At 41.0% G+C, this 23,667-nt stretch carries 12 protein-coding genes; 10 read left to right on the top strand and 2 right to left on the bottom strand.

From position 1 onward, the window contains the following. The first annotated feature begins 147 nt into the window (after positions 1-147). Positions 148-1,581: an ATP-dependent DNA helicase gene (locus ACS5PU_RS21515; RefSeq protein ID WP_439461231.1), complete on the top strand. Its 1,434-nt coding sequence runs from the start codon at positions 148-150 to the stop codon at positions 1,579-1,581. A 209-nt stretch (positions 1,582-1,790) separates the two neighbouring features. After that, entirely contained in the window at positions 1,791-2,465 is a 675-nt protein-coding gene (locus tag ACS5PU_RS21510) for an MCP four helix bundle domain-containing protein (RefSeq protein WP_439461230.1), read from the top strand. 568 nt (positions 2,466-3,033) lie between these two features. Here the strand turns inward: ACS5PU_RS21510 and ACS5PU_RS21505 are convergent. Continuing rightward, positions 3,034-3,879, bottom strand: coding sequence for a CvfB family protein (locus ACS5PU_RS21505; protein ID WP_439461229.1), 846 nt, complete (start codon positions 3,877-3,879; stop codon positions 3,034-3,036). Positions 3,880-4,170: 291 nt separating this feature from the next. Between ACS5PU_RS21505 and ACS5PU_RS21500 the strand changes: the two genes are divergently transcribed. The 3 genes from ACS5PU_RS21500 to ACS5PU_RS21490 all read left to right on the top strand — a co-directional run bounded on the left by ACS5PU_RS21500 (position 4,171) and on the right by ACS5PU_RS21490 (position 9,180). Beyond that, a complete protein-coding gene (locus tag ACS5PU_RS21500) occupies positions 4,171-5,907 on the top strand; it encodes an ABC transporter ATP-binding protein (RefSeq protein WP_439461228.1) in 1,737 nt (578 codons plus the stop codon). Then, positions 5,891-7,651: an ABC transporter ATP-binding protein gene (locus ACS5PU_RS21495; RefSeq protein ID WP_439461227.1), complete on the top strand. Its 1,761-nt coding sequence runs from the start codon at positions 5,891-5,893 to the stop codon at positions 7,649-7,651. The genes ACS5PU_RS21500 and ACS5PU_RS21495 overlap by 17 nt, the downstream gene beginning before the upstream one ends. A gap of 638 nt (positions 7,652-8,289) precedes the next feature. Then, positions 8,290-9,180, top strand: coding sequence for an SMP-30/gluconolactonase/LRE family protein (locus ACS5PU_RS21490; RefSeq protein WP_439461226.1), 891 nt, complete (start codon positions 8,290-8,292; stop codon positions 9,178-9,180). A 198-nt stretch (positions 9,181-9,378) separates the two neighbouring features. Here the strand turns inward: ACS5PU_RS21490 and ACS5PU_RS21485 are convergent, their stop codons facing one another. Then, positions 9,379-13,461, bottom strand: coding sequence for a hybrid sensor histidine kinase/response regulator transcription factor (locus tag ACS5PU_RS21485; protein WP_439461225.1), 4,083 nt, complete (start codon positions 13,459-13,461; stop codon positions 9,379-9,381). A 566-nt stretch (positions 13,462-14,027) separates the two neighbouring features. On the opposite strand from ACS5PU_RS21485, the gene ACS5PU_RS21480 reads away from it, so the two are divergent. From ACS5PU_RS21480 to ACS5PU_RS21460, 5 genes are all read left to right on the top strand, one after another. Continuing rightward, positions 14,028-16,964 carry a SusC/RagA family TonB-linked outer membrane protein gene (locus ACS5PU_RS21480; RefSeq protein ID WP_439461224.1) on the top strand — a complete coding sequence of 979 codons (2,937 nt, stop codon included), beginning with the start codon at positions 14,028-14,030 and terminating at the stop codon, positions 16,962-16,964. A gap of 41 nt (positions 16,965-17,005) precedes the next feature. Further along, a complete protein-coding gene (locus ACS5PU_RS21475; protein ID WP_439461223.1) occupies positions 17,006-18,613 on the top strand; it encodes a RagB/SusD family nutrient uptake outer membrane protein in 1,608 nt (535 codons plus the stop codon). Positions 18,614-18,623: 10 nt separating this feature from the next. Then, the gene (locus ACS5PU_RS21470) at positions 18,624-19,739 is read left to right on the top strand and encodes a SusE domain-containing protein (RefSeq protein ID WP_439461222.1); all 1,116 of its coding nucleotides are present in this window, start codon (positions 18,624-18,626) and stop codon (positions 19,737-19,739) included. A 52-nt stretch (positions 19,740-19,791) separates the two neighbouring features. After that, entirely contained in the window at positions 19,792-20,844 is a 1,053-nt protein-coding gene (locus tag ACS5PU_RS21465) for a glycoside hydrolase family 53 protein (RefSeq protein ID WP_439461221.1), read from the top strand. Positions 20,845-21,118: 274 nt separating this feature from the next. Beyond that, entirely contained in the window at positions 21,119-23,659 is a 2,541-nt protein-coding gene (locus ACS5PU_RS21460; protein ID WP_439461220.1) for a membrane or secreted protein, read from the top strand. The last annotated feature ends 8 nt before the right edge of the window (positions 23,660-23,667 follow it).

Below are 23,667 nucleotides of genomic sequence, written 5' to 3'. Positions count from 1 at the left end.
AATTTAAATTTTACAACAGATTTTAATTGGGTATGTAGCGGAAATAGGGGGTGCCGGAATAGATTGGCCATTTAATTGCTTCTCAAAAAAAATGCTTTTTTAATCACGGTAGCTGCAAACAGTTAACCAATTTACCATTAACCTTAAATGATCCAGGATAAAAGCCAACTTATTGCCGCTGCATACGAACATAGCCCAACCAAAGAGCAACTGCTTTTTTGCGAACGGATGTCGACGTTTTTGCAGGATGAGGATGAAGAGCGCTGTTTTGTTTTAAAAGGTTACGCGGGTACGGGTAAAACTACTTCTGTAGCGGCTTTGGTAAAGGTTTTGCCCCAGTTTAAGCTGCGCAGCGAACTGCTTGCACCAACCGGAAGGGCTGCAAAGGTGATGAGCCAGTATGCCAACCGCAGGGCATTAACCATCCATAAGCGGATTTACCGTAAACGTTCTGCGGCATCGCCCGAAATGCAGTTTCAACTGGCCCCAAACCTCTCGGAGAATACGGTTTTTATTATTGATGAGGCTTCGATGATTGCTGATGAGTTTAACGAAACTGGATCGTCTATACTGAGGGATTTGCTGGAGTTTGTATACAACAATAAAAACTGCTTTCTGCTTTTTGTGGGCGATACGGCCCAGTTGCCCCCTGTTGGCAGCTTAGATAGTCCGGCTTTAAATGAGCAGTATTTAAAAGATACTTTTTATCTGTCGGTTACCTCGGTCGAATTAAAGGAAGTGGTGCGACAGGAAAAAAAATCTGGTATTCTGGCCAATGCCACCATGCTGCGGAACCAGATTTCAAAGAACCCTGAAAATCCGATGCCTAAATTCCTCACCAAAAGTTACAAGGATATTTATAATATGCCGGGTGCCCGTTTGGTAGAGGGATTGGAGTATGCTTACCGGAAATTCGGAATAGAAAATACCCTAGTAGTTTGCCGCTCCAATAAAACAGCAAACGTATACAACCAGCAGATTAGGGCCAGGTTGCTGTACCGCGAAGAAGAACTAACAGGCGGCGATCAGATTATGGTGGTGCGCAACAATTATTTTTGGCTGCCAGAAAACGAGGATACGGCCTTTATTGCAAATGGCGATATGGCCAAAGTGATCCGCGTACGCGGAGAGGAGGAACGTTATGGTTTTAGGTTTGCCGATGCTACGTTGGAGTTTATGGATTTTCCGGCTGCTGGCCAAATTAGTTGTAAGGTTATGCTGGATACCCTGAATTTAGAAAGCGCCAACTTGCCCTACGAACAGAATAAAAAGCTTTTTGAAGGGCTTAATGAAGATTATGAACATATTGCCAATAAAAGGCAGCGGATGTTGGCCATTAAGGCCGACCCTTTTTATAACGCCCTGCAGATTAAATTTGCCTATGCCGTTACCTGCCATAAAGCTCAGGGTGGGCAATGGGATGCCGTTTTTGCCGATCAGGGCTATTTAACGGAGGAAATGATCGATCTTGATTTTCTTCGCTGGCTGTACACCGCAGTAACGCGGGCCAAAAAAGAGCTATATTTAGTCAATTTTGCTGCCCAGCTTTTCGGTAAGACGGCCCAGGAGGATTATTTTTGATAAGTAACATAGATTTTAATATTAACTAACAAGTCACGGAGACTAGAAGATTTTTTATTGGTGTTTTACCAAAATTAACCGCCTATATAAACATGAAATTATTTGCTTCCTGCCTTTGCGTCTTCGTGGTACATAAATAAGATAACCTTTAGCGTGTGAAGTTTTCCCTTATATTCTTCGCGTTTTGGTGAATATACTAACCAGATTATATGATGAAATTTGCCTTTAGCCTTAAAAATAAGCTGAAAATCGCTTTCTTGCTTTTCTGTATCATGTGCTGCACGCTGCTGATCCGTTTTTTGGAAGATAAAAGCGTAAAGAAAATTAACGAGTCGTTTATTTCGATGTATAACGATAGGTTGGTACCGGCCACTGATTTATATTTTATAGGCGAAAACCTTTATCATAAAAATACAATCCTTCAGGAAGCGCTGCTGCCGGATAATCCTGTTGATCCATCAGCTGGTAAGGCTAAAATTGATAAGCACAACCGTAAAATCGATTCGGTAATCAACAAATACGAACAAACCTTATTGGTGAAACAGGAGCAAAGCTTTTTAAACGAGCTTAAAAAGGCACTGCTTATCCAGCAGGATATAGAGCTGAAGGTATTGAACGCCGATGCAACACAGCGTAGGATGATTTACGAATCGATTGGGCGGGGGGCTGCCGATCAAACCTTAAACAAGCTTTCGGCACTGATTAAAATACAATCTAAAGTAGGCGATGAGCTGATTAAAGGATCTAAGATATTTGTTTCTGGTACCAAGGTCTATTCTACGCTGCAAATGATTTTGGCCATTGTAATCGGGATTATGATTGTGTCGATTATTTCTGCATCGAATGCGGTCAAGATCCAGCATGATAAATTTAATTTGAATTAGGTTTTACCGGTGGTTTTTTACCACGAAGCCACTAAGGCACTGAGAAAGTTTTTTCGTCACGATCCAATAGCTATCGGATGTAGCGGAGAGATCTATTAAGATAGATTTAGTTTATTGCCACGGAAACACGGAAAACCACGGATAGGTTTACCTGCATTACAAATGCAGTACTCGTAGAACCTTGTTACAAACGAGGACCATTTAGCAAATCACAGACAATAATCCGTGTAAATCTGAGCCTCTGTGGCTTCGTCATCTTAACCGCAGTGGATAGATCTATTAAGATAGATTTAGCTTATTGCCACAGAGGCACAGATTAACACGGAAAGGTTTATCTGCATTACAAATGCAGCACTCGTAGAACCTTGTTACAAATGAGGATCATTTAGTTTTTTTACCACTAAGGCACAAAGACACTGAGAAAGTTCCGTCGTCACGATCCGATAGCAATCGGATGTAGCGGAGAGATCTATTTAGGCAGATTTAGCTTATTGCCACGGGGGCACAGATTAACACGGAAAGGTTTATTTTTCTGTGATTTCAGTGTTTCCGTGGCAATTATCGTTTATTATTCAGCTTCCTCATCGTTAATCAATCTGATGGAATCATCAGAAAGCATGATTAAGCGCTCTTTGTACAATGAACCTATGGTTTTTTTAAAGGCACTTTTACTGATCTGGAAACGGTGATAAATATCTTCAGGAGAGCTTTTATCGCCCAATTCAATTACACCGCCACTCTTTTTCAGTTCTTTTAGCATCATTTCTTTCGAATCGAGGATATGGCCATAGCCACTAGGCTGTAAAGTTAAATCAATTTTACCCTCTACACGGATTTTCTTGATCCATCCTTTGCGTATTTCACCTGGTTGAACGTTATCGAAAACTTCATTATTGTACAGTAAACCAATGTAGGTGTTGTTAATAATAGCGTTATAACCTAAATCTGTTTCTTCGGTAATCAACAAACTTACTTCGTCTCCCTCTTCAAAATCGAAACCTTCCTCTTCAACAAAATCGTATAATTTTGAAGAAGCCAACAGGCGGTCGTTATTTTCGTCTAAATAAAGGTAAACCACATATTTATAGCCTTTTTGCATTGGCCTTTTTTGCTCACGGGCGGGTACGTAAACATCTTTATCGATACCAAGATCCATAAAAACACCGTCATCACCATCTGAAACAACCTTTAGAAAGGCAAAATCGCCCACCTCTGCATAAGCTTTTTGGGTAGTTCCGGTTAAACGGCCATCTTTCTGTATAAATACAAAAACATTAATATTGTCGCCAATTTCTACACCTTTTGGCACGTATTGGTAAGGCAGAATTACCAGTTTATCGCCGTCGGTTAAGTTTAATCCTGCTTCTGTTTTGCTTAAAATCCTTAACTCGTTGTATTTTCCTATTTCAATCATTTGCTTCGGGTTTAACCATTTTCTTCAATGGCTTTTGTGCAAAGTTAACAATCTTTAAATGAAAGGGAGCGTGATTGGATGATTGATTGAGAGAATGATTGATTGAGAGAATGATGCATTGAGCGATTGAATGATTGATGGATTGAATGATAGAGTTAATGATGGAGTGATGGATTGAATGGGGGAATTGAGATCTCTCGAATAAATTACATTCTCTAATTTAATAATTTGTCCATTAATCATTTCTTTGGACTAAATTTGGGATCCACAATTTAAGGTGTCTTCATTGATATGGAAAAACCCAAAGCGGCCAAAAAGCCAAGTATTTTTAGTTTACTTGGTAATTATAGGGGCCTTATTTTTATGCTTATCCTGTTTGCTCTGCTCAGTAACGGCATTAACCTGCTCTTACCTAAAATCATAGCAAAAGGTATTGATTCTTATACACACAAAACCTTTCACCTTCAAACCATTTTAATCCAGTTTTCGCTGGCCATAGTGCTGGTTTTTATTTTTACCTACCTGCAGAGTATTGTGCAAACCTATGCATCAGAACGGGTGGCGAGAGATTTAAGGACCAAGCTTTCTGATCAGATTTCGCGGCAGAGCCATGCGTATGTGATACAGGCTAATCCTTCCAAGCTGTTAACCAACCTTACATCGGATGTTGATTCGATAAAAATGTTTGTTTCGCAGGCCATTGTTTCTATCTGCTCATCCATCTTTTTAATTGTTGGTGCAAGCATTTTACTCTTAATCATCAATTGGAAACTGGCCCTTTGTGTTATTGCCATTGTACCGATTATCGGTGGGGCGTTTTTCTTTGTGCTGAGCAAAGTGCGCGTGCTTTTTAAAAAGAGCCGTGAAGTAATCGATTGGTTGAACAAAGTAATCAGCGAAAGTATTTTAGGTTCGGCCTTAATCCGGGTTATCAACTCGCAACAGCTGGAATACAATAAATTTTTAGATGCCAATGCCAAGGCAAGAGATTTAGGCTTATCCATTCTGCGACTTTTTGCCAGTCTTATTCCGATCATCATTTTTGTAGCCAATTTATCCGGTCTTTGTATTTTGGTTTTGGGCGGTCACTTTGTAATTACCGATGCCATGACATTGGGAGAGTTTACCGCATTTAGCAGTTACCTTACCCTAATTATCTTCCCGATTTTGGTAATCGGCTTCATGAGTAACGTAATTGCACAGGCTACCGCATCTTACCAAAGAATAGAAAGTGTATTGAATGCTGCAGAAATTGCACATTTGGGAACGGTTACCGAACCTTTAACCGGCACGGTAGCTGCGAATAATATTACGCTAAACTTAGGACAGAAACCAGTTTTAAGTTCAGTTTCTTTTGCTGCACAGGCAGGATCAAAAACAGCTATTATTGGACCTACTGCAGCTGGTAAAACGCAGTTGTTATATGTTTTGACGGGATTAATTGCCCCCGATGCCGGTGAAGTCCTTTTTGATGGAAAGGAAATTAAACATTACAATCAGGAAGCGTTTTATAAGCAAGTGGGCTTTGTATTTCAGGATAGCATTATGTTTAACATGAGCATTAGGGAGAATATTGCCTTTAGCGATACGGTTACCGACGAGTTTCTGGCCAAAGCCATTGCTACCGCCGAACTAAAAGATTTTGTAGATGCTTTGCCCGAGCAGTTGAATACCATTGTTTCGGAACGGGGAAGTAGTTTATCTGGCGGACAAAAGCAGCGCATTATGCTGGCAAGGGCCTTGGCCGTAAACCCTAAGATTTTATTGCTCGATGATTTTACTGCACGTGTTGATACCAATACCGAAAAACGCATATTGGAAAACATTCAGCAAAATTACCCCGGCTTAACCTTAATTTCAGTTACCCAAAAAATAGCTTCTGTTGAACATTATGATAAAGTAATCTTGCTGATGCAGGGCGAAATTATTGCAGAAGGAACCCATCAGGAATTGCTGAAAAGCAGTCCTGAATATGTTCAGATTTACAATTCACAACAGAGCACAAGTAATTATGAACTACAATCTTAACCAGCTTCTAAACAAGCAGGAGAAGCAGTCTACCTATAAAGCGCTTAAAAGTCTGCTAAAACTGATATCTGCCGAACGGCGGAACCTGTGGTTGGCACTGGTTACCATTTTGGTTAACTCAGGCCTATTGCTATTGGGGCCATTGTTAATTGGCCACACGGTTGATACCTATATCCGCACCAAACAGTTTCATGGCGTACTTGTATTTGGCGGTATTTTGCTGGTTATTTACCTTATTGCCATGGTTACTGGCTATACCCAAACCAAATTAATGGGTGGTATTGGCCAAAGGATGCTCTATACCTTGCGCAATGCTGTTTTTAATAAATTACAGGAGCTGCCGGTTTCATTTTTTAACCAAAACAAGGCAGGCGATCTGATTTCGAGGGTAAACAACGATACCGATAAGTTAAACCAGTTTTTCTCGCAATCCTTAATGCAGTTTATCGGCAGTATTGTAACCATGATTGGGGCTGGCTTTTTTCTGCTCTCTATCAATACCGAACTCGGCGCTGCAACTTTGGCCCCGGCAGTTGGCATTATCCTGTTTACGGTAACGCTATCGCCATGGGTAAAAAGAAAAAATGCAAAGAACTTAAAAAGTGTGGGCGGCATGAGTGCCGAAATTCAGGAAAGCCTGAACAACTTTAAGGTAATTATTGCTTTTAACCGCAGGGATTATTTTAGAAAACGCTTTGATGAAGCCAATAAGGAAAACTATAAAACAGCCATTGGTGCAGGTTTGGCCAACAATATTTTTGTGCCTGTTTATGGCTTATTATCGAGTATAGCACAGCTGATTACTTTGCTGTTCGGTATTTATTTAATTTCTCAGGGTAGCTTTACGCTGGGCCTATTGGTAAGTTATATTGCCTACACCACAAATTTTTATAATCCTTTAAGGCAATTGGCAGCATTGTGGACGAGTTTTCAGGTAGCCATGGCGGGCTGGGACAGAATATCTCAGATTTTACTTTTAGAAAGCGACTTAAAACAGATCAATACCGAAACGGCTCTTGCTTCTGATGCTTTATTGGAATTTAAAAACGTCCATTTTTCTTACGATGATTCGAAAGAAATCCTGCATAACGTTAACCTGCGTTTCGAAAAGGGTAAAACCTATGCGTTAATTGGTCCAACGGGTGGGGGTAAAACCACTACGGCCTCGCTTATTGCCCGGCTCTACGATGCCACCAAAGGAACTGTTTTATTAAATGGCAAAGATATCCGTTCATTTTCGGCCGAAGAAAGAACACAGCAGGTTGGCTTTATTTTACAAGAACCTTTTTTGTTTACCGGTACAGTAAAAGATAATATTCTGTATGGCAATAGCCAGTACAAAGAGGTTAGTGATGAGGCATTGGAGAAAATAATTGAAGAGGCCAATTTAAATGCGCTATTGGCCATTTTTGATGAGGGTTTAAATACACCGATCACTTCTGGCTCGGATAGTATAAGTTTAGGTCAAAAGCAGTTAATTGCCTTTATGAGAGCCGTTTTGCGCAATCCCGAACTGTTGATATTGGATGAGGCTACTGCTAACATTGATACGATAACTGAACAGCTTTTGGGCAGTATTTTAAATAAACTATCGAAAGAAACAACATTGGTAATTATTGCCCACCGTTTAAATACCATTGAAAATGCTGACGAAATTTATTTTGTAAATGAAGGCGAAGTACAAAAAGCCGGAACATTGAATGATGCATTGGATATGTTATTGAAAGGGAAGCGGGTAAGTTAATGCGGATTGGTCGAGATTTACAATCTCGGCTTTATGTGCTGTGGATTTTTAATCCACGTAAAGGATTACAAATCTTTGGCTCAATAGACGGGATTACAAATCCCGACTGGCAGATATTGAAAGGGAAGCGGGTAAGTTAGCAGACGTTGGTCGAGATTTACAATCTCGGCTTTATGTGCTGTGGATTTTTAATCCACGTAAAGGATTACAAATCTTTGTCTCCATAGACGGGATTGCAAATCCCGACTAGCAGATATTGAAAGGGAAGCGGGTAAGTTAGCAGACGTTGGTCGAGATTTACAATCTCGGCTTTATGTGCTGTGGATTTTAAATCCACGTAAAGGATTACAAATCTTTGGCTCCAAAGACGGGATTACAAATCCCGACTAGCAGATATTGAAAGGGAAGCGGGTAAGTTAGCAGACGTTGGTCGAGATTTACAATCTCGGCTTTATGTGCTGTGGATTTTTAATCCACGTAAAGGATTACAAATCCTTGGCTCCATAGACGGGATTACAAATCCCGACTAGCTTAAACAAGATGCATTAAATATGTTACTAAAAGGGAAGCGGGTAAGTTAATATCTTTACAAACCTCGTAGGTTAAAAAACCTGCAGGGTCTGATCAAATCAACATACATGAAAAAATACTTCTTCTTTTGGGCATTTTCGGCCCTTAGCCTAGGCACTTTTGCGCAGAGTGCAGAGCAAAACCTTTTTGTTCAGGATAGTTTAAAGCTAATTTCTTCTCAGTTTAAGTTTACCGAAGGTGCGTCCGTTGATAAGCAGGGCAATGTTTTTTTTACCGATCAGCCAAATGATAAAATATGGAAGTATAGTGTAGATGGTAAACTGAGCCTGTACATGGATAAATCGGGCCGCGCAAACGGGACATATTTTGATAAGAAAGGCAACCTTATTGTTTGCGCAGATGAAAATAACCAGATCTGGTCTATCGATAAAAACAAGAAAATAAAAGTGCTTTTTACTGATTATGAAGGTAAAAAGGTAAATGGACCGAACGATATCTGGTTAGATGCCAAAGGCGGTATTTATTTTACCGATCCTTATTATCAGCGTAATTATTGGACAAGGCAAGCGCCCGAGCTTCAAAAGCAAAGGGTGTATTATCTTCCCAAAGGTAAAAAAGAAGCTATTGTTGTGGCCGATGATGTGGTTAAACCAAACGGTATTGTGGGTACTCCAGATGGGAAATATCTTTACGTGGCCGATATGGGGGCGAATAAAACATACCGTTACGCCATTAATGCCGATGCAAAATTAACTGATCAACAGTTGGTGCTTAATCAGCACTCTGATGGAATGACTTTAGATAGCCAGGGAAATATTTATGTAACTGGAAAGGGCGTGAACATTTACAAACCAACAGGCGAAAAAATTGGCCATATTGATGTGCCTGAAGAATGGTGCGGTAACATTTGTTTCGGCGGAAAAGAAAAAAATATTTTGTTTATTACCGCATCAAAATCACTTTATATTATTCCAACAACAGCAAAAGGGGTAGAATAATACTTGCCAGTATAGCTTTAAATGGCATTTGGTGCATAAAAACAGGTGTGAATTAAGGCTGAAATTTTTTCTGTTCAGTTTATTCAAACCCAAAAAATATTAAACGTATTAATTAGTTTTGAACTTCCTACTTATAGGGATAGACGACTATGAAAAAGCCCTCTCAGGATTGAAGGGCTTTTTTAATTTATCCTGCTATTAAGATTTTAACTGCTGCATGTAGCCGGTTGGGGTGATACCAAATTCTTTCTTAAAAGCTTTAGTAAAATAAGATTGTGTTTGTATCCCGATGCGGTACATCACTTCTGTCATCAGCACATCTTCAGTTTTCATAATCTCAATAGCTTTTCTAAGCCTTGCCGAACGTACAAATTCGCCGATAGACTGTCCGGTAATGGATTTTATCTTCTGGTAGAGCTTGGTACGGCTCATGCCAATTTCTTTGCAAAGGTAATCGATATCCATTTCGGGGTTGATCATTTCTGCATCGATAATGGCCAGCAGTTTTGTTAAAAAGGCCTTATCTTTTTCTGAGTGTGCCAAGGCCTTAGGCTCGGTATCTTTGTTCTTTAAATAATGATCTTTAAGCTTTTGTCTCTGCTCAAAAATATTTTTAATGGTCAGCTCCAGTAAGTTGGTATTAATGGGCTTGGTAAAATAAAAATCGGCACCAGAGGCAGCACCTTCAATTTCGGCTTCTATACTGTTTTTGGCTGTAAGCATCAAAAAGGGAATATGGCTCGTTTCAATATCGTCTTTAATGGTTCTGCAAAATTCGGTCCCGCTCATTCCGGGCATCATTACATCGCTGATAATTAAATCTGGCACTTCTTTCCGTGCCTGTTCAAGTCCTGAATAACCATCGGCAGCTTCAATAACCTGGTAATGCAGGCTGAGGGTTTCCTTTAAAAATGTTCTGAGTTCATCATTGTCATCCACAATAAGAATGCTGGCTTCGGTTTCCACAGGGCGCTGTTCGGCTATGGGTTGCGGTATATCTGTTTCGGTACGGTAGTTAATGCTTTCCAAACGTGTTCCCCCAGCTTCGCTGTTTTGGCTAAACTGCTCATTTAAACTATAATCTGTTTTACTGCGCGGAATGCCGATTATAATTTCTGTCCCCTCATTGCGTTCGCTCGATACGTATATTAAGCCTTTATGGAGTAATGTTAAGCTTTTTACGAAGGCCAAACCAACCCCCGATCCCAGGTGCGTTTCGGTTATCCGGTAATACCGCTCAAATAGGTGCTGGATAGAATCTTTCGAGATGCCTATTCCATTATCTATCACTCGGAAGTAGATATAGGCATCGGCTTCATAACCGCTTTTAATAACCAATTGGTTCCCGAATAGTGGGGTATAGGTTGTTAAATCGGTAAAAACCTGAAGTTGAAGCGTTCCACCCGTTTTGGTGTATTTGATGGAGTTGTTAACCAGGTTCAGGATAATTTTTTCGATCACCTGCCTGTCAAACCAGATATCGGCAGGCAGATTTTCCTTTTCTACCGTAAAGCTGATTTCTTTTTCGGCAGCCATTTCCGAAAATTCTTCTGCAACTTCATCAATAAACAGGTTGAGGTTACCATTTACCACGTTTAATTTTAAGGCACCGGAGGCGGTTTTCCTAAAATCCATCAGTTCGTTAATGAGCCTTAACAAACGGTTTGCATTTCGGTGTATGGTGTTGTAATAACTTTGAAAGCTTTCTTGTGTATCTTCCCTCAACAGGCGCTCTATGGGGCCCAATATCAACGAAAGTGGTGTCCGGAACTCATGTGAAATATTGGTGAAAAACTGAAGCTGTGTTTGGTGTATTTCTTCTCTTTTTTCTTCTTCTATCTTCCTAATTTCCAGCCGGCGTTTAAAACTGAGAGCTAAATAGGTTAAATACAGGGCAGTGGCAATAACCAATAGCCTAAACCACCAGGTTGCCCAAAACGGTGGAGAAATTACGATTTTTAAAGTAGTACCTGTGGTATTCCAAACATTATCGTTGTTTGATGCCCTTATCCTAAAGGTATATTCGCCCGGATCGAGGTTGGTGTAAAATGCCTGCTTAATGTGGCCGGCAAAAATCCAGTCTTTATCTTCACCTTCCAACCGGTAGGCGTAATTGTTGTTTTCGTTGGCCACATAGTTTAAGGCAGCAAAACGGAAAGATATGCTCGCCTGATCATAATCCAGCTGAAGTTCTTTGGTATAGCTGATATCGTTTTCGAGTACTGAACCTTCGGTATTGGGCGTTATTTTTTGGTTGAATATCTGAAACTCTGTAAGGTAAACAGGAGGAATGAATTTGTTGGTCTGGATATCATCGGGAAAAAACGAATTGAAACCATTAACGCCCCCAAAAAACATTTCGCCGCTCCGTGTTTTTAAATAGGCATTGGCTTCAAATTCAAGTCCCTGCAAACCATCGGCCGTATTGTATTTTTTAAAAGTATGGTGCTGCGGATTAAAACGCGTTAATCCGTGGGCTGTAGAGATCCAGAAATTGCCTTCATCATCTTCGGTAATTCCTTTTATAAATTCTGTTGATAAACTTGCTTTGGTGGTATAAAGATCAAATTTGTTTCTGGCGCGGTCAAAACGGTAAAGTCCGGCCTGTCCAATCCATAAATTTCCTTTGCTGTCGATAAAAATCACCCTCAGGTCTGGCCGTTTTCCACTGCCCATAAAATAATGGGTAAACACCTGGGTGTTTAAGTTGTAACAGTTTAAGCCCCCATCGTCTGTACCGATCCAAAGGTTTTTGTATTGGTCTTCATTAATAGAAACAATGTTGTTGCCCGTTAATTTGCTTCCGTTTTTGCCTTCGGTAATGCGTTTAAACTGTTTGGTTTGTGCATTAAACAGGTTTAGTCCGCCATAGTAGGTGCCTATCCAGATATTTCCATTGCTATCTTCAAACGACTTTTGCACATAATCAGAAGAAATGCTATTTGGATCGGCATTATGGTTAAAGCGGGTAAAAGAGCCATCGCTGTGCATCAGGTTTAAGCCGCCTGCCCATGTGCCGATTAACAGCGTGCCATTGCGTGTTTCAGTGATATCGAGAACGGCATCTGCACCGATACTGTTAGGGTTAAAAGGATTATAACGGTGGTGGATAAAGGTTTTTGACGTTTTGTTGTAGATATCGAGTCCGCCACCATCTGTTCCGATGTAAATGTTGCCCGCTTTATCTTCGTGGAAAGCCTTAACATCGCTATAACTTAAACTGTTTTTATTGGGCTCTTGGCGTATCAGTTTAAATTTCTCTGCCTGCGGACTGTATAAATTTACACCTCCACGGTGGGTGCCAATCAATAGGTTTCCCTGTTTATCGACAAAAAGTGCCGAAACGGTACGCTGCGACAAACTAGAAACATTGCCAGGTTCGTTTTGATAATGCGTAAAGGTTTCGGTTTTTGGATTAAAAAGGTTCAGGCCGCCATTAATTCCGCCTATCCACAGGTTTTTCTGCTTATCAAAAACGATTGCCCTAACCAGGTTGCTGCCAATGCTATTGCTGTTCTTCTCCTCGTGGCGGTATGTTTTGATTTTGTTATTGGCTGGATTGAAATGGATTAAACCATTTTCTTCTGTTCCAAACCAAAAAGAACCGTCTGTATCTTTTTTAATTACCCTAAAGGTTTCATTTTCTAACGTTTTAACAGCAGTTGAAGTGCCCGATTTCAGGTTTAAAATATGGATACCGGCATCGGTTGCCATCCAGATATTTCCGGCAGCATCGCAGTACAAATCATTTATGTAATCTTTCCGGTTGGTTTTCCCGTCCTGTTGCAGGTATTTAAAGGGACTAAATGTGGTTGATGTTGTATCCAATAAATTTAAACCGCCACCATATGTTCCTATCCAAATTCCTTTTTGGGTTTCTTTTATAGAAGTGATAATGTTGCTGCTTTGGCTGTGCTTGCCTTTAGGCGCATAGGTAGTGAAGTTGTTCTTTTCTGCATTGAACCTGTTCAAACCGTCTGAAGTGCCGATCCAAAGGGTATGGTGCTGATCTTCGAAGATGCACCTGATAAAATTATCGCTAATGCTGTTTGGGTTTTTACTGTGCTTGTAAACGGTGAGCTGACTGCCATCGTATTTGTTTAAACCATCGCGCGTGCCAAACCAGATAAAGCCCCGGTGATCTTGAAAAATGCATTCGATGGTGCTGTTTGATAAACCATCTTCTACTGTTACATGCTTAAACTTTAAGTTTTGGGCATGTACATTTTCCAAAGAAAAGACAATAAGCAGCAGGAAAATGGTTCTGGCTAAAATAGTCATTGTTGTTTGGTGGGACAATTCTGAGGGGATAAAGATAGTTGATTTTTTTTCAACCACAGAATAAAGGATAGGTTAGGATACATGACAGAGAACTTCATATTTTGTATTAATTGAATTCGATCATTTGGGCATGCCCCAAGCTGCGCAAGGGTCGGGCTATCCGTTACATTCCAGATGAATCGGGAGATTTCCACTGCTATCCCTCAAGCAAAAAAAAAACAGTGCCTCAGTGTCTTTGTGGTTAATCAAAAAGGTCTGCGAGGACACAGACCTTGGCAGTAGATGAAAAATCAAAAAAGGATTTCCACTGCTATCCCTCATGCAAAGAAACAGTGCCTTGGTGTCTTGATGGTTAATAAAAAGGTCTGTGAGGACACAGACCTTGGCGGGAGGCCAAAATCCGTCTGGCAAGGTGCTATAAGCAATAATATGTCTGTTAGCACAAAATAAATGAACAATAGCACAAGGTGGCTAATTGGATAAATACTTCTTTTGTGTCTCATCCCTAACCAATATATTTTATGCACATTTTTACATCTTTCTTCAAGGGTAACAAGCGAATGCTAATGCTTTTACTATTGATTTTTACCCATGGATATCTTTTTGCACAGCAAGCAACCATTACTGGGGTTGTTAAATCTGCACCCGATAACCTGGGAATGCCCGGCGTAAGTGTCCGTTTAAAAGGAACAGTAATTGCGACCTCTACCGATGCAAATGGTAATTTTAGTATTAAGATACCTGCAAAAGCCGGAATCCTCGAATTTACCTCCGTAGGTTATAAAGTTCAGGAAGTAGCGGTTGCAAAAACTACCACCTTAAATATTACTTTACAGGAAGACGCCTCTACATTAAGCGATGTAGTGGTTGTTGGATATGGAACAACACGGAAACAGGATCTTACTGGTTCTGTAGCAGTTGTAGGCGTAAAAGATTTCCAAAAAGGGAGCATCAGTACGCCTGAGCAAATGCTGTCCGGTAAGGTGTCGGGTGTTGCCATTACTTCCAATAGTGGTCAACCAGGCAGTGGCAGTACCATCCGTATCCGTGGCGGTTCATCGTTAAACGCCAGTAACGATCCATTATTTGTTATAGATGGTGTGCCTTTAGAGAGCGGTGGCGTTTCTGGTGCATCAAATCCCTTAAGTTTTATCAATCCGAACGATATTGAAACCTTTACAGTTTTAAAAGATGCGTCAGCAGCGGCTATTTATGGGGCAAGGGCTTCAAATGGTGTAATCATCATTACCACCAAAAAGGGACTTGGCGATGCTCTGAAAGTAACCTTCAACTCGGTAAATTCTGTTTCCAAACTAACCAAACAGTTGGATGTATTAAGTGCCGATGAAATTCGCGCTATTGTGAATTCAAAGGGAACTTCGGCCCAAAAAGCACTGTTGGGTACCTTTAATACCAATTGGCAGGATTTGATTTATCAGGATGGTTTTTCTTCAGATAACAACATCAGCATCAGCGGCGGTATTAAAAAACTGCCTTACCGTTTATCTCTTGGCTACCAAAACCAAACAGGTGTGTTAAGAACAGATCAGTTGGAGAAAACTTCGGCTGCCCTTGTTTTTAACCCAAGGTTTTTCGATAATCACCTAAAGCTGGATGTTAACCTGAAAGGAAGCATGCAGAAAACGCGTTTCGCCAATACTTCGGCCATTGGTGGTGCGGTAAGTTTCGATCCTACGCAGGCTACCTACACCAACCGCTCGGTTTATAACGGTTATTGGGAATGGCTCACTAACTCAGGTACCGATTTGGTTAACCTGGTAGGCCGTAATCCGGTTGGTTTGTTAGAGCAGCGGGAAGACCGCTCAAAACCGATGAGAAGTATCGGTAACGTTCAGCTGGATTATAGTTTTCACTTCCTTCCAGAGCTGCACGCCAATTTAAACGCGGCTTATGATGTAGCAACCGGTAAAGGTACTGTTTATGTAGATCCAAATGCTGCAGAATCTTTTTTGAGCAAAGGCGTAAACAATCAGTACAAAACCAACCGTAGAAATACAGTGCTCGATTTTTACCTGAATTACGTTAAAGAGTTTAAATCGATTAAAAGTAGGGTAGATGCAACTGCAGGTTATTCTTACAACGATTATTTAACTACCCAATACTATTACCCAAGTTTCGATGCATACGGAACTAAAGTGGTAAACTCCGATCCCGCTTTTGCGTTTAATAAACCACAATACCGTTTAATTTCTTATTTCGGTAGGTTAAACTACAATTACGATGAACGCTTTTTATTAACGGCAACAGTACGCCGCGATGGTTCATCACGTTTCGGCCCAGCCTATAAATATGGTGTTTTCCCTTCAGTAGCCTTAGCCTGGACGGTTAATAACGAATCATTTTTGAAAGATGTTAAGGCAATTACAGCTTTAAAGTTAAGGGCAAGTTATGGTGTTACCGGCCAGCAGGATGGAATTGATAATTATGGTTATTTATCTACATACGGGTTGAGCTCGCTTAATGCACAATATCAATTTGGCAATACCTTTTATCAGATGTACCGCCCAAGTGCATACATTGCCAACATTAAATGGGAAGAAACAGCCACAGCCAATATTGGTTTGGATTTTGGTTTATTTGATAACCGTGTAAGTGGTAGTCTTGATTTTTACCAAAAGAAAACAAGCGATTTATTGAACAGGATACCTCAGCCCGCAGGAACAAATTTCGCTGCTACAGCGGTTGTAAACGTTGGCGATATGAAAAATGAAGGTGTAGAGCTGACTTTAAACTTTAATCCTATCAAAGCGAAAGATTTTAACTGGGATTTCAGCTTCAATGCAACCTATAACAAAAATACCATTACCAATTTAACGGTAGTGCCAAACGATCCAAATTATGCAGGTTTCCCTAGCGGAACCATTGCAGGTGGTGTTGGCGGTCAAAATGCTTTTATCAATGCTGTTGGCGGACCAAAAAATACCTTTAACCTTTTTGAGCAAACTTACGATCAGGCAGGAAACCCGATCGAAGGCGTTTATGTAGATCAGAACGGCGATGGAATTACCAGCCCGAGCGATTTTAAAAAAGGCAAACAGGCCGATCCGAAAGTGTTTTTGGGCTTTAGCAATAACCTGAGCTATAAAAAATGGAATTTATCATTCACATTAAGGGCCAATCTGGGTAATTACGTGTACAACAATAATTTTAGTCAGGCCGGAAACCTGGCGCAGATTCTCGGTACATCAGTAATTTTAAACGGATCGCCAAACTACCTGGCCACCAACTTTACGGCACAGCAGTTATTGAGCGATTACTATATCCAGAATGCTTCTTTCCTGCGTATGGATAACGTTAACCTGGGCTATTCATTTGGTCAGCTTTTAAAAAGTAAGGCCAACCTACAGCTTACCGCAAGTGTGCAGAATGTGTTTGTAATTACCAAATACAAAGGGCTCGATCCCGAGGTAGCTTCTGGCGTGGATAACAACATTTATCCTAGGCCGCGCATATTCTCTTTGGGCCTAAATCTTAATTACTAACGCTTAGATATCAAAAGATGAACTGTTTTAACAAAAAATATATGAAACCACGTGTTTTACAATTAATCCTATTGGCTTGTAGTGCCTCTATTTTACTGCTATCGTGCAATAAATTGGACCTAACGCCAACCAACGATTTAACCGCAGATAAAGTATATACCAGTGCCGCAGGTTATAAGCAGGCCCTGGCCAAGGTTTATGGTGCGTTCGCATTAACCGGAAATGCATCAGTAGGTCAGCCTGATATTCCTTCAGAAATTATCAAAGATGAAGGAAATTCTGATTTCTTGCGTTTGTACTGGAATTTGCAGGAGCTAACCACCGATGAGGCCGTATGGTCGTGGAAAAATGATGCTGGTATTCAGGGACTGCACGAATTGAGCTGGTCGTCTATCAATTCGATCATCAACGGCTTATATTACCGTTCGTTCTTCCAGATTACGTTATGTAACGATTTTATCAACCAATCATCTGATGATAATTTGAGCAAAAGGGGAATTGTTGGCGCCGATGCCGATGCCGTACGTAAGTTTAGGGCCGAAGCACGCTTTATCAGGGCCTATCAATACGCTGTTTTAATGGATATTTATGGCAACCCGCCACTGGTTACCGAAACCACAGAAATTGGGGGAAAAGATTTACCAAAACAGATTTCCCGTAAAGATTTATTCGCTTACGTAGAATCGGAACTTAAAGCCATTGAAAATGATCTGGCTGCACCTAAAGCCAACGAGTATGGCCGTGCAGATAGGGCAGCAGATTGGGCTTTGTTATCGAGGATTTACTTAAATGCCGAAGTTTACACCGGTACAGCCCGTTATACCGATGCCATTACCTATTGCAATAAAATTACCGGCGCGGGTTATACACTTCATGGCAATTACCCTGAGTTAACCATTGCCGATAATCATTTAAACACCGACGAGAATATCTTTACGATTAATTACGACGGAACAAGCACCCAAAATTATGGTGGTACAACCTATTTAATGCATGGTCCTGCAGCTGTTCCGGGTGATGTATCGGGTTCGAGTGGCAACTGGGGCGGTTTAAGGATTACCCAGCAGTTTGTTAACCTCTTTGCCGATAAAACAGGCGCAACCGATACAAGAGCACAGTTTTACATGTCGGGACAGAATATGGAAGTGAACGATCTATATGTATCAACTGATGGTTATTCGAGTACCAAATTCCGCAATAAAACACGTTCAGGTGGTCCGGCGCCGCATCAGGATGTAGCTAAAGACTTTTCTGATATCGATTTTCCACTTTTCCGCTTGGGCGAAACCTATTTAACTTATGCTGAAGCTGTGTTGCGTGGCGGAACAGGAGGGAGTTTAACGCAGGCTTTAGGCTATATTAACCAGTTACGTACCCGTGCTTATAATGGGAGTACAGCAGGGAACATTACTTCGAGTGCTTTAACAACCGATTTCATTTTAGATGAACGCGGAAGAGAACTTTGGTACGAGGCAACCAGGAGAACCGATTTAATCCGCTTTGGTAAGTTCACTACCGCGGCTTATTTATGGGCATGGAAAGGCGGTGTTAAAGAAGGAACTGCCGTAAATACCAAATATAATCTTTATCCGTTGCCTCCAACCGATCTTTCGGCCAATCCAAATCTCCGTCAAAATATAGGTTATTAATCCAAGAATTATGAAAAAGTTATCAATTAAGATCATATACACTTTGCTATTAATCAGCTTGTTTTTTGGCTGTAAAAAAGAAGAAAGTACAAATATTGTGAGTTCACCTACTGCGGGCAGTCTTGCTTTTAAAAGTTCTGCAGCGAGTGTAGTTTTAACTGCAGCTACCGATGCAACTAATGTGGCTACTTTCAGTTTTAAGGCTGCAAATTTTGGTGCCAGCGTTATTCCGGTTTATTCGTTGCAGTTTGATGTACCTGCCGATACCTTAGGCGCAAATGCCTGGGCAAATGCCATAACTGTTAAGCTTGCAGCGGGCACTTTTGAAAAAGCTTATCTGGGTTCAGATTTTAATTCCCTTTTAGCCAATCAGCTCATGCTGCCAACAGGAACGGTAAGTACCTTGGTGGTACGTTTAAAAGCAGAGGTAACACAAAATACAGGAGCAGCATCGACCATTAAGCCTATATATTCGAGCTTAACCATGACGGTTAATCCCTACAAAGCTACAATAGAATACCCGGCTTTATTGGTAAGGGGCGGCAATTCGTGGAAAACACCAACAGCCAGAACCAATGGTTTTGTATTAACCTCTTCTAAATTTAACGATAAATACGAAGGTTATTTAAACCTGCCAAATGCCGATGGTTACGGTGGCGATGCCTTTCAACTGGTATCATCAAAAGATGCCACCAAAATTTACGGCTGGGGAGGTACTGCTACAACCATGAGTTTAACCGGAGGCAATTTATACCTTACACCTGCACCTGCCTACCTCAAAGTTAATGCCGATGTAAGCGCATTAACCATTACCTACACGCCAGTAAAATTCTTCATCTCTGGTGATGATAATGCCTGGAGCACCTCATCAACCCCAATGGTTTATAATGCAACAACAGGTAAATGGGTGGCTGCAAACGTTTCTTTAACCGCGGGCAAAACATTTGTATTTACCTGCAATGGCGGCTACGATATCAGCTATAAAGTAGATGCCAACGGTAATCTGGTTTATGCAGGTGCACCAACTTGGGGCGGTATCAATATTCCGGTTGCCAAAACAGGTGTTTTCACCGTTACTTTAGATTTAAGTGCAGGCGATGGGAATTATACTTACTCGGTAAAATAGTTTTAGCGAGGACAGAAAAATTAAGTTAAATTTTGCTTAAAGGAATATACAAATGTTTAAAAAAATAAAAACCATCAACTGGTTAGGCCTTATCTTAATGCTTAGCCTATTTAGTTCAGCCTGTAAAAAATCGGTTAAGGGCGAAACGCAGTTCTATCCAGAACCCGATCAACCTGGAACCTATGCCAAAGGAGCAGATGTAAGCTGGGTGACCGAGATGGAAGCTGCGGGTAAAAAATTCTACGATAATGCAGGCCAACAGCAAGATCTGTTCAAGATTTTGAAAGATAAAGGGATAAATACCATCCGTTTAAGGGTTTGGGTAAATCCAAGCTCAGGTTATTGCAATACTGCCGATGTACTGGCGAAGGCCAAAAGAGCATCGGCCATGAACATGCGTGTGCTGATCGATTTTCATTACAGCGATTCGTGGGCCGATCCTGCGCAGCAAAATAAGCCTGCAGCTTGGGCCACACAGGATTTTGCCACTTTAAAAACCTCTGTTTACAACCACACCGTAGAAGTGTTAACAGTTTTAAAAACCAACAAAATTGTACCAGAGTGGGTACAGGTAGGTAACGAAACCAATAACGGTATGTTGTGGAATGATGGCAAAGCTTCAGTGAATATGAAGAATTTTGCTGAACTTGTTCAGGCTGGCTATAATGGGGTAAAAGCTGTTAATCCAAGTACTAAAGTTGTTGTTCATATTTCTAACGGATATGATAACAGTTTATATAGGTGGATATTTGATGGATTGAAAAATAATGGTGCAAAGTGGGATGTAGTGGGCATGTCGATGTATCCAACGGCCAGCGATTGGTCGGCAAAAAATACTCAATGTTTAGCCAATATGACCGATATGGTTAACCGTTATGGATCGGAAGTGATGATTTGTGAACTAGGGATGCCGGTTTCGGATGCTGCAGCCTGTAGGGATTTTATCAAAGATTTAATGGCTAAAAATAAATCATTGGCCAACAATAAGGGATTAGGTGTTTTCTATTGGGAACCACAATCTTACAACAGCTGGAGTGGTTACAAATTGGGCGCTTTTGATGATACAGGTAAACCAACGGTTGCAATGGATGCCTTTTTGCCATAGTTTGGATATGTTGGTCCGGATTTGCAATCCGGGCCAGGCTAAAAGCGGATTTTAAATCCGTAGTTCAAATGTCGGGATTACAAATCCCGACTAACAGAATTGTCATCCTAAGCCTGTCGAAGGACAGGTTAAATGCCTTGAATTTTGGATGAAATTTCGACTTTTGATATAGCCGCCAGTTGGTCTGGATTTGTAACCCGGACCAAGCCAAAATCGGATTTTAAATCCGCAGTTCAAATGTCGGGATTGCAAATCCGGACTAACAACAAAAAAAATGACTTTACTTAAAAAAATATCTCTTTCAGTTGCTTTTGCCGCCATGGCCATTGCTGCGCATGCGCAAGATAACCAGGGCATTTACGTAGATGCTTCGGGTGTAATCCGATGGCAGAAAGACCATAAAGAAGCTGCTTTTTACGGTACAAATTATACCGCACCCTTTGCCTATGGGAACCGGGCAATTGTAAGGAGGGGGGTAACTGCCGAGCAGGCTATAAAAGATGATGTTTATCATTTTTCGCGTTTGGGCTTAGATGCCTTCCGCGTCCATGTTTGGGATCAGGAAATATCGGATGCCAAAGGAAACTTGATCGATAACGAACATTTACGCCTTTTCGATTTTCTGTTGGCCGAACTAAAAAAGCGTAAAATTAAAACATTGGTTACGCCAATTGCTTTCTGGGGGAATGGTTATCCTGAAAAAGATGAAAATACAGGAAGTTTTGCCAACATATTTGGAAAGGAAAAGGCTTTGGTTAACGAAGAAGCCTTTAAAGCACAGGAAAATTACCTGAAACAGTTTTTTAAGCATAAAAACCCTTATACTGGCTTAACCTATCAGCAGGATGCAGATATTCTGGCAACAGAAATCAACAATGAACCCCATCACAGTGGCCCCAAAGAAAGGGCAACCGAATACATTAACCGGATGACTGCTGCCATAAAAAGCACCGGCTGGACCAAGCCTGTTTTCTATAACATTAGCGAATCGCCCTGGTATGCAGATGCTGTTGTAAAAGCAGATGTTCAGGGGCATAGCTTTCAATGGTACCCAACGGGCCTCGTTGCCGGACATACACTGAAAGGCAATTACCTGCCAAATGTTGCCAGGTATAAAATTCCTTTCGATACTATCCCGGCGTTTAAAACCCGTGCAAAAGTTGTTTACGAATTTGATGCCGGTGATGTAATGGCACCGATCATGTATCCGGCAATGGCCAGAAGCTTCAGGGCTGCAGGTTTTCAATGGGCCACCCAGTTTGCTTACGATCCTATGGCCACCGCTTATGCCAATACAGAGTATCAAACACACTATTTAAACCTTGCTTATACACCCGCTAAAGCCATAAGCATGTTAATTGCTTCGAAGGTTTTTCATCAAACCAAGCGTTTAGATACGCTGAACAATAGCAATACCTTTGGGCCTTTTAAAATCGATTACAAAGGTTCGTTGAGCGAAATGAATGCGGAAACCGAATTTTATTACACCAATACAACCTCATCGAAAGTGATCAATGCGAAAAAACTAAAGCATATTGCCGGCGTAGGGAGTTCTAAAATTGTTCAATACCAAGGTAGGGGAGCCTATTTTATAGATCAGGTGGCTCCTGGCGTTTGGCGTTTAGAAGTAATGCCCGATGCAATACAGATCAAAGACCCTTTCGAAAAAGCATCGCCCAAAAAAGAGGTTACCCGCATTAACTGGGTTACCTTGCCCATCGGTATTGAGCTGCCTGATTTAGGTTCGGGCTTTACAGTTAAGGGCCTGAATCAGGGCAATACTTTTAATGCTGCAGCCAGTAAAAATAATTTCAGGGTTTCTCCCGGAGCTTATCTGCTAATCAGAAAAGGACTTAAAACGGCTTTAAATGCTCAAAGCAACATGCAAAATATTGCCTTGGGCGAATTTGTGGCCCCAAAAGCAGATCAGGAAGGTGTTTTTGTTAAGCATGAGGCATTGGCAAGCGTTTCAGCAGATGCGGCTTTTCTAATCAATGCAGAAATTGTAGGTTTAGGAACAACTGATTCGGTATTTATTCAGCTGAATGCAGGCAGCCGCTGGAAAAATATTCCGATGCAAAAAAATCAGGAGTATACATATACAGCAACCATTCCTGCCGAACTGGTCAAAAATGGCCTGCTGAAATACCAGATCATCATCCACAGGGCCAATGGCGATTATATTGCTTTCCCCGCCAACGAAAAGGGAAATCCGAATGCATGGGACAGGCTCGAAACCGAAAGTTACCAAACCTATGTTGCAGCTAAGGATGCCGTTTTGGAGATTTTCAACGCAGCTGCGGATGGAAAAAACATCAATATCTACAGTCCCGATTGGGGAAGCAACAAGGTGGATTATGTTTCGGGAGAAAATCCTTCCGTACTGCAATTGAACCTCGCGATCAACAAGCCCAAACCCGGCCAGTTGATGGGTTTTCAAAGTTACTTTGCTGATAAATTGGAAGGTAGGTTAGAATCGCTCCGCAATGCAAAGACATTGGTAATCAAGGTTAAGGCAAATGCCGAAAACACGAAGCTTAAAATAGGCTTAATTGATAATGATGCGCATTTTTTTGCTGCAGAAATTTTGGCAGGGAAAGAATTTAAATCAATCGAAATTCCATTGAACCAACTTAAAAAGGCTGCACAACTGTTGCTGCCCCGTCCATACCCGGGGTTTTTACCGCTGTATTATCAACCAACTGATAGCGCTGCCTTTAAACTGCAAAATGCCGAAAAGTTAGAAGTTACTTTTGGCTACGGAAGCAATACCAGTGCAACTCAAATTACCATCGAATCTATTTACCTAAAATAAACATCTGT

The sequence above is a fragment of the Pedobacter sp. GSP4 genome (assembly GCF_051857575.1).
In the GTDB taxonomy this organism is placed as follows: domain Bacteria; phylum Bacteroidota; class Bacteroidia; order Sphingobacteriales; family Sphingobacteriaceae; genus Pedobacter.
This window is presented reverse-complemented; position numbering and strand designations above follow the sequence as displayed.